Origin of the sequence: Amycolatopsis sp. SID8362 (assembly GCF_010550475.1) — a bacterium.
Lineage (GTDB): Bacteria > Actinomycetota > Actinomycetes > Mycobacteriales > Pseudonocardiaceae > Amycolatopsis > Amycolatopsis eburnea.
Genome location: NZ_JAAGNB010001474.1, coordinates 1 through 8544, shown reverse-complemented (window position 1 = coordinate 8544; position 8544 = coordinate 1). Strand labels below are relative to the sequence as shown.

Annotated in this window: 8 protein-coding genes; 6 read left to right on the top strand and 2 right to left on the bottom strand. The window is 71.6% G+C overall.

The features are described from left to right. Nucleotides 1–1123 (bottom strand): AAA family ATPase (locus G3I65_RS45440; protein ID WP_309236014.1); only part of this gene is annotated, 1123 nt, incomplete at its 3' end. 118 nt (nucleotides 1124–1241) lie between these two features. Beyond that, complete coding sequence (locus G3I65_RS45435; RefSeq protein ID WP_160701597.1) at nucleotides 1242–1796, bottom strand: TetR/AcrR family transcriptional regulator; 555 nt, start codon at nucleotides 1794–1796, stop codon at nucleotides 1242–1244. Between the two features lie 88 nt (nucleotides 1797–1884). Here G3I65_RS45435 and G3I65_RS45430 point away from each other — a divergent pair, with 88 nt between their 5' ends. The 6 genes from G3I65_RS45430 to G3I65_RS56690 form a co-directional block, all read left to right on the top strand. After that, nucleotides 1885–2610 carry an SDR family NAD(P)-dependent oxidoreductase gene (locus G3I65_RS45430; protein ID WP_160701596.1) on the top strand — a complete coding sequence of 242 codons (726 nt, stop codon included), beginning with the start codon at nucleotides 1885–1887 and terminating at the stop codon, nucleotides 2608–2610. A 457-nt stretch (nucleotides 2611–3067) separates the two neighbouring features. After that, nucleotides 3068–3826 carry an SDR family oxidoreductase gene (locus G3I65_RS45425; RefSeq protein ID WP_160701595.1) on the top strand — a complete coding sequence of 253 codons (759 nt, stop codon included), beginning with the start codon at nucleotides 3068–3070 and terminating at the stop codon, nucleotides 3824–3826. Nucleotides 3827–3828: 2 nt separating this feature from the next. Continuing rightward, nucleotides 3829–5553, top strand: a complete 1725-nt coding sequence (locus tag G3I65_RS45420) for an FAD-dependent oxidoreductase (protein WP_166641410.1) — start codon at nucleotides 3829–3831, stop codon at nucleotides 5551–5553. Nucleotides 5554–5852: 299 nt separating this feature from the next. Further along, a complete protein-coding gene (locus G3I65_RS45415) occupies nucleotides 5853–7187 on the top strand; it encodes a peroxidase family protein (RefSeq protein ID WP_203612686.1) in 1335 nt (444 codons plus the stop codon). A gap of 22 nt (nucleotides 7188–7209) precedes the next feature. Then, nucleotides 7210–7968 carry an SDR family NAD(P)-dependent oxidoreductase gene (locus tag G3I65_RS45410; RefSeq protein WP_160701592.1) on the top strand — a complete coding sequence of 253 codons (759 nt, stop codon included), beginning with the start codon at nucleotides 7210–7212 and terminating at the stop codon, nucleotides 7966–7968. A 277-nt stretch (nucleotides 7969–8245) separates the two neighbouring features. Further along, nucleotides 8246–8544, top strand: a 299-nt coding sequence (locus tag G3I65_RS56690) for a hypothetical protein (protein WP_203612685.1), incomplete at its 3' end; no start/stop codon positions are given.

The window sequence follows — 8544 nt, the reverse complement described above, 5'->3', positions numbered from 1 at the left end:
GCTGCAGGAACGCGGCCGCGGCGGCCAGCCCACCGCGTGCCTGCGCTCGTTCGGCCGACCGCTCGAGCTCGGCGGCGACGTCGTCGTCCGGCCCGGCCGCGGCGGAGGCCAGATGCCAAACACGGCGGTCCGGGTCGGTCCGCGGGTCGGTCGCCCTCGCCAGCGCCAGGTGCACGGCCCGTCGATCTTCTTCGCCGGCCGCGCGGTACACGGCCGACCGCACGAGCGGGTGCCGGAAGATCACGCGTACTTCGAAGGACACCAGCCCGTCGATCTCGCCGGTGTGGGCCGTGGCCGGGGTGACGCCGAGCTGTCCGGCGGCGCGCCACACCAGGGCGGGATCACCGACGGGCTCGGCGGCGGCGACCAGCAGGAGCAGCCGGCTCTGCGCGGGCAGTTCCCCGATCCGCGTGAGGAAGCTCTGTTCTATCCGGCCGGGCAGCGTGCCGGCCTCCGGCAGGCCGAACCCGCCCGCCGCCCGTGTCAGCTCACCGGACAGCTCCAGCAACGCCAGCGGGTTGCCCCTGGTCTCGGCCACGATCCGGTCGCGGACGTGGTGGTCGAGCGGGACATGGGACACCGCTTCGAGAAGGGCGCGGGAGTCGGCGTTGCCGAGCCCGGTGACCTCGAGATCCGGGAGGCCGAGCAGGTCCTGGCCTCGGTCGCGCGTGGCGAACACGAGGGCGACCGACTCGGCCAGCAGCCGGCGGGCCACGAAGCCGAGGACCTGCGCGGAGGCCAGGTCCATCCACTGCGCGTCGTCGAGGACACACAGCACGGGGCCGTTGTCCGAGGCGTCCGACAGGAGGCTCAGCAACGCCAAGCCGACCAGGAACCGTTCCGGTGGAGTGCCCGCCCGCAGGCCGAACACCGTCTCGAGCGCGTCCTGCTGCGGAGCGGGAAGGCCCGGCAGCCGGTCCAGCAGCGGCACGCACAGCTGGTGCAGGGCGGCGAACGCCAGCTCCATTTCGGACTCGACGCCGACCGCACGCAGCACCCGCAGGCCGGTCGCCGAACGCTCCAGGTGCTCGAGCAGGGCCGACTTCCCGATTCCGGGAGCGCCGTGCACCACGAGTACCCGGCTCTCCCCGGTGCGGACCGCCGCGATCGCCCGATCGAGCACGGCGCACTCCGCCGTCCGCCCCACCAGGCCGGTACGCCTTTGGAACACCACGCTAACGCCCCCTTCGCCGACAAGGATCATCCTTGCCGTGAACGTTCCCGGCCGGAAGACCGGGGGGTCACGTCCGGGGCGATTGCCTCACGCCGTCAACCAGGCCGTCGAAGAGAAATCCCAGGTAGCGACGCCATGGTTCCGGTTCGGTGTCCCGCAGCGGCGCGGCCGCCTGGTGCATGCCGGTCATCAGCAGGACCACGTCCCGTCCGGTGACGCCGGGGCGCAGGCGTGCCTTGTCGACCAGCGCCTGAGCGGCCTCGGTCAGTTTGGCGACGCCGGTCTGCACGTCGGGATGCCGTACCGAGCCGCTCGCGACGTCGCACAACGCTTGATTGCCCGCCAGCCGGTCGGCGCCGTAGGTCATGAACTCCCGCAGCGCCGCCGTGGGATCGGCCGCGTCGCGCCGGGCGACCGCTGCCGCGACCAGGTCGTCGAGCAGGTCCCCGACGATCGCGGCGATGAGGTCTTCCTTGGTTGCGAAATGCCGGAAGACGGTGCCCTTGCCGATCCCGGCCCGCTCCGCGATCTCGGCCACGGAGACTTCCGCGCCCTGGACGGCGAACATCTCGGCGGCGGCGTTCAGCAGCGCTTTGCGGGTGCGCACCGCGTCGGCTCTCATCCGGCCATCCTAGCGCAACCTGACCGGTCGGTCCGGTTCGTGCTACGGTAAAAGTGACCACCCGGTCCGGTTAGCTCAGGAGGAAGCAGTGAATGGAAAGATCGCCCTGGTCACCGGGGCTTCGTCGGGCATCGGCGCGGCCACCGCGCGAGCCATGGCGGCAGCCGGCGCCACGGTCGTCGCCGGCGCGCGCCGGGTCGACCGGCTCGAGGAACTCGCCGCGACCGCCGACGGCGAGGTGTTCCCGGTGGAACTGGACGTCGCCGACCAGCAGTCCGTGCGCGAGGCGGTCGCCACCGCGGTCAGCCGGTTCGGCGGGCTGGACGTCGTCGTGAACAACGCGGGCGTGATGCTCAGCGGTCCGATCGTCGGCGCCGACACCGCGGAGTGGGACCGGATGGTGCGGACCAACCTGCTCGGGACGCTCTACGTCACCCACGCCGCGCTGCCGCACCTGCTGGCACGCAAGGGAACGGTGGTGCAGATCTCGTCCACCTCCGGCCGCGTCGCGTCCGCCATGGGCGGTGTCTACGCGGCGACCAAGTTCGGGGTGAACGCCTTCACCGAGTCGCTCCGGCAGGAGGTCACCGAGCAGGGCGTGCGCGTGGTGACGATCGAGCCCGGCATGGTCGACACCGAACTCGCCGACCACATCGGCGACGAAACGATCCGTGACATGGCCAAGAAGATGGCCGACTCGATGCGGACACTGCGCGCCGAGGACGTCGCCGCTGCCGTGGTGTACGCGGTCGGCCAGCCCGATCACGTGGCCGTGAACGAGATCCTGCTGCGCCCCACCGATCAGGTGCGCTAGCGCCACCGTGCTTCAGTTCCGCCTGTCGGGTGGCACGTACTCGAAGGTCGGGCCCGCCCCCGAACATCGTGCCGACGGTGTCCTTCAGCTGGCCCGGCTCGCCGTTGAAGGCTTCTTCCAGCTGGTAGAGCAGGAGGCTGTAGGTCTGGTTGAACTCCTCCTGGGCGACGCGGATCGGGCTGTCCTCCGGATAGTCGGCGGTGCGCGGGTTGGGCCGCGTCGGCAGCACGCCGTCGAGGTCGACCGCGATCGCCTCGCCGGTCGGGCCCGACTGCGGGCGTGTCGCCGGTCCGGTAGCGGCGGCCCGGCTTCAGCTCCTGGAACGCCGTTCGCCAGCCAGGACAGGGCGCCGCCGCGGTTTGTGACATCGGAGCTGTCACAAACCGCGGGTCTGTCCGGTCCTGGTTGGCGAACGACGTTCCCGGAGCGGCCGGGACGCGGAGGGAGAAGGCACCTCATGAAGATCGTCGTGATCGGCGGCAGCGGGCTCATCGGCTCGAAACTCGTCCGGAAACTGACCGCGCACGGCCACGAAGCGGTCCCCGCCTCACCCGACTCGGGCGTCAACACCCTGACCGGCGAAGGACTGCCCGAGGTACTCGACGGCGCCCAGGTCCTGGTCGACGTCTCGAACTCCCCCTCCTTCGCCGACGACGCCGTGCTGGAATTCTTCCACACCTCCACCGCGAACCTGCTCACCGCCGGGGAGAAGGCCGGGGTGGAGCACCACGTCGCATTGTCGGTCGTCGGCACCGGACGACTCGCCGAAAGCGGCTACTTCCGCGCGAAGATCGCACAGGAAAAGCTCATCAAGGAATCCGGACGGCCGTACTCGATCGTGCACGCCACACAGTTCTTCGAGTTCGTCGGCAGCATCGCCCAGGCAGCGACCGAGGGCAACACCGTGCGCCTGTCGGACGCCCGCATCCAGCCCATGGCAGCCGACGACGTGGCCACCGCAGTCGGCCGGGTCGCCGCCGGCGCACCGCTGAACAGCACCGTCGAGGTCGCCGGCCCCGAGCAATTCGGCCTCGACGAGCTGATCCGCACCGGCCTGACCTTCCGCGGCGACCCCCGCGAGGTCATCACCGACCCGGACGCACGCTACTTCGGCGCCCTGCTGGACAAAGACATGCTCCTGCCCGGCCCCGACGCGCAGCTGGCCGACACCCGGTTCGCCGACTGGCTCCCGCTCAACCCGCCGCCGGCGAAGTGACCATGACCGAGCAGCGTATCGCGACGTCCGTCCTCGTCATCGGCACCGGCGGGGGCGGCCTGCGCGCCGCGATCGAGCTGGCCGAGCGCGGTGTCGACGTCCTGGCGGTCGGCAAGCGGGCGAAGTCGGACGCGCACACCACGCTCGCCGCCGGCGGCATCAACGCGGCGCTGGCGACGATGGACCCGGAAGACTCCTGGCAGCAGCACGCGGCGGACACGCTCAAGGAGAGTTACCTGCTGGCCGATCCCCAAACCGTGCGGATCGTGACCGAGAACGCCGCCCGCGGCATCGAGGACCTCGAACGCTACGGAATGCCCTTCGCGCGCGAGACCGACGGGAAGATTTCCCAGCGGTTCTTCGGCGCGCACACCTACCGGCGGACCGCGTTCGCCGGTGACTACACCGGACTGGAGATCCAGCGGACGCTGGTCAACCGGGCGGCGCAGCTCGGCGTCCCGGTCCTGGACACGGTCTACGTCACGCGGATCCTGGTCCGGGACAACGTCGTCTTCGGCGCCTACGGGTTCGACCTCGCGGACGGGACGCGCTACGTGATCCACGCCGACGCGGTGATCCTCGCCGCCGGCGGGCACACGCGCATCTGGCGCCGCACCTCGTCCCGCCGGGACGAGAACACCGGCGACTCCTTCCGGCTCGCCCTGCTCGCCGGTGGCCGGATCCGGGACGCCGAGCTCGTCCAGTTCCACCCGTCGGGGCTCATCGCGCCGGAAAACGCGGCGGGCACACTCGTCTCGGAGGCGGCACGAGGCGAAGGCGGGGTGTTGCGCAACGCGCTCGGAGAGCGGTTCATGGCCCGGTACGACCCGGACCGACTGGAACTGTCCACACGCGACAGAGTGGCGCTGGCGGCATACACCGAGATCAAGGAGGGACGGGGGACGCCGGACGGCGGCGTGTGGCTCGACGTCTCGCACCTGCCGCGGGAGACGATCATGCGCCGGCTCCCCCGCGTCTACCAGACCCTGCTCGAACTGCAGATGCTGGACATCACCCGGGAACCGATCGAGATCGCGCCCACGGCGCACTACTCCATGGGCGGAGTCTGGGTGCGACCGGAGGACCACGGCACCGGCGTCGAGGGACTGTACGCCCTCGGCGAGGCGGCGAGCGGCCTGCACGGCGCGAACCGCCTCGGCGGCAACTCCCTGATCGAGCTGCTGGTCTACGGCCGCATCGTCGGTGCGGCCGCCGCGCGCTACTCACACGACCTCGAAGCTCAGCAGCGGTCGTCAGCGGCGACGGCGGAAGCCCGGCGAGAGGTCGACGAGCTGCTGGCCGCCGACGGCCCGGAGAACGTCCGCGCTCTGCAGCGGGCGCTACGCAACACCATGACCGAACACGCGGGCGTGGTCCGCGACGAGACCGGCCTGCGTGCCGGTCTGTCCGAACTGGACGATCTGGAAGGCCGAATGCGGGACCTCGGCGTGCATCCCGACATCGCCGGGTTCCAGGACCTCGCGCACGCGTTCGACCTCAAGGCCGCGGCGCTGGCCGCGCGCGCCACGCTCGAGTCGGCGCTCGAACGCCGCGAGACGCGGGGCTGCCACAACCGCGCGGACTACCCGAAGCTCGACGAGTCGTTGCGGGTGAACCTCCTCTGGTCCGGTCCGGGGCGGGTCGAGCGCGAAGAGCTTCCCCCGATCCCGGCGGAGATCGCGTCGCTGATGCGCGAGGTGTCCACTGCGGGCAAGCTCGTCGAATGAGCCGGGGCAAGGACGATCTCGAGGCGGCCGCAGGTGTGTTCACGCAGCTGCGGCCGCCTCTGTTCGGGATCGCGTACCGCATGCCCCGGAGTTCGCCGCCCTGCTGGTGATGGAGAAGCTCACCCCGAACGAACGCGCCGCCTACGTGCTGCGGGACACCTTCGCCGGCGGCGCCGGGTACCGCTAGGACCGGGCAGCCGGGCGATCAGTGACCCGCGGGCTGTCACACGGCGCGGAGCTGTCCTGTCTTCACTGGCGCCGGGATCACGACGATGCCCGGCGGACAGGAGGTTTTCGCCGTGACGAGCGTGGTGACAGCGGAGGCCGAAGCCGGGCATCCGTCGCCGGCCGGGCCGAGCCGGTACGGGCGCATGTTCCCTGGCCTCGCCCCGCTGGTCGCGGACCTGCGGCTGCCGGTGCGTGCGGGCGGCCACGGCGGGATCTGCGACGCGGGGGCGATGCCCGGGCCGGGCGGCGACGACGCGGCCGAGCCCGCCGGGTGGCCGTTCTTCGGCCAGCTGATCGCGCACGACATCACCGCCGACCGCGCCCCCATCACCAGCGGCCCGCACCCGGAAGCGCTCCGCAACGCCCGCGCGCCGAAGCTCGACCTGGAGATGCTCTACTCCGACGGTCCCATCGGATCGCCGTTCCTCTACGACACCGGGGATCCGGCGAAGTTCCTGCTCGGCCGCCCCGACGGTGGTGACGTGCCGAGGAACCAGCAGGGCGTGGCGCTGATCGGCGACCCCCGCAACGACTCGCACCTGTTCGCGCTGACCCTGCACGCCACGATGCTGCGGGCACACAACCGCGTCGTGGATCTGCTGCGGGACAACGGTGTGACCGATGTCTTCGAGCAGGCGCGCCAGGCCCTCGCGTGGCACTACCAGTGGATCGTGGTCCACGACTTCCTGCCCAGGCTCGTCGGCCTGCCCCTGGTCGAGCAAGTGCTCGACGGGGGCGGCCGCTGGTTCGCACCGCCGCCGGGACAGGCCTGGATCCCGCTGGAGTTCTCCCACGCGGCCTTCCGCTACGGCCACAGCCAGATCCGCCACACCTACCGGCTCGCCCGCGGCGGCCCCGAACTGCCGCTCTTCCCCGACCTCGTCGGGTTCCGGCCGGTGCCCGCCGGACGGCGCCTCGATCCCGCGCTGATCTTCGACCTGCCCGGCCACCCGCCGGCGCAACGGGCCAAACGCATCGACGGCCGCCTTCCCGCGAGCCTCATCGCCCTGCCCGAGCAGGTCACCGGCACCGTCGACGCCACCGCCCACCGGTCGCTCGCGGTCCGCGACCTCCTCCGCGGCGGGATCGCCGGTCTGCCCAGCGGCGAATCCGTCGCCCGCCACCTCGGCGTGACGCCGTTGCCCGCGGACGAACGTTCCTGGCCACAGGGCACTCCATTGTGGATCTACGTCCTCAACGAAGCCCGGCACCACGGCGGTGGCGACCGCCTCGGCCCGGTCGGCGGCCGCATCGTCGCGGAAGTCCTGATCGGACTACTGCGCGCCGACCCGGCGAGCTACCTGAGCCGCGAACCGGACTGGCGGCCGACTCTGCCCGCCGCAGGACCGGCCTTCGGCCTGGCCGACCTGCTCACCCTGGGCTGCCACGCGCAGCCGGCCAGCTGATTCGTCGAACAAGGAGTACGGAATGCATGGAAAGCCGCAGTTCGAAGGACTGGTCGCGATCGTGACCGGGGCGAGCTCCGGGATCGGCCGCGCGGTGGCTCTCGATCTCGCCGAAGCCGGCGCTCGGGTGCTGGGTGTCGGGCGGCGGGCCGACCGGCTCGCCGAAATCGCCGGCCGCCATCCGGCCATCGAGACCGTCGTCACCGACGTCCGCGCGGACGACGCGCCCCGGAAGATCGTGGAAGCGGCCGTCGACCGCTGGGGACGGCTGGACATCCTGGTCAACAACGCAGGCGCGTTCGTCGGAATGCCACTGGAAGCGGTGAACGCCCGATCCATCGAGGACATCATCGCCGTCAACGTCACGGCGCCGAGCATGCTTGCGCACGCCGCACTGCCCCAGTTGATCGAACACCACGGCGCGATCGTCAACGTCTCGAGTACCTACGGTCACCGTCCTCTGCCCGGTGGAGCTCATTACGGCGCGTCGAAAGCCGCGCTCGAGTCACTCACCCGCAGTTGGGCACTGGAACTGGCGCCCCACCGCGTCCGGGTCAACGCCGTCGCGCCCGGCCCGACCGAGTCCGAAGCGCTGCTCGCCGCCGGTCTGGGCGAGGAACAGATCACCCTGGTGAAAGCGGACGAGGCCGGCCGGATTCCCCTCGGCCGCCGCGGCGTGCCGGAGGAGATCGCCCACTCGATCCGCCACCTCGCCGATCCGGCGACCACCTGGGTGACCGGTCAGGTTCTCGCAGTCGACGGTGGGCTCGCGCTCACCTGAGGGTCATGGGCGATCTCGGCATGAGGCAGGACGGCCGGAGTCCGCCGTGAGGTCGCCGGGCAGGCCCGACAGAACAACCCGCCCATCAGATCACGAGGTTCCAGCGGCGCCCCCGGGGCGTCTGGCCGCGGCCTCGGCAAGTCGACCGGGTGGATCCTGCGCGGCCGACTGCGCAAGGCCGACGTCGTCGGCTGCGCCGACGCTGCCGTCCTGACTGCCGAAAATCCGTGATCGGTCTGCGGATCGGGCGTACAGCGGTCGCCTTGGTCTGCCGGGGATGGCGCGCTCGGCGTCGGAGCAGGGCTGCTGCCGCGCGAAGTCGTCCTGCTCGACCCCCGCGCCGGAGCCGTGCTCCCGGCCCGGGTGGCGGTCCCCACCGTTCGCCGGGGTCCGCTTCCGGGCCGGCGATCCCGCGGGGGTCTTCTTCGCGCTGTGTCCTTTCGCGACCCCCACGGGTGCCGCCCCGGAACCCTTCGAAGGTCCCGGAGCAGCTTCGCGGGGCGCCGCGATCGGCTCCGCGGGGCGCGGCCCGGCCGGCTGGGACGTCGTCCCCTCGGCCACGGGCGGCATGGCCGG

Excerpts from the sequence above, each read along its gene's own strand:
- G3I65_RS45410 (WP_160701592.1), top strand. The coding sequence starts at position 7,210 with ATGCATGGAAAGCCGCAGTTCGAAGGACTGGTCGCGATCGTGACCGGG.
- G3I65_RS45435 (WP_160701597.1), bottom strand. The coding sequence starts at position 1,796 with ATGAGAGCCGACGCGGTGCGCACCCGCAAAGCGCTGCTGAACGCCGCC.
- G3I65_RS45420 (WP_166641410.1), top strand. The coding sequence starts at position 3,829 with ATGACCGAGCAGCGTATCGCGACGTCCGTCCTCGTCATCGGCACCGGC.
- G3I65_RS45425 (WP_160701595.1), top strand. The coding sequence starts at position 3,068 with ATGAAGATCGTCGTGATCGGCGGCAGCGGGCTCATCGGCTCGAAACTC.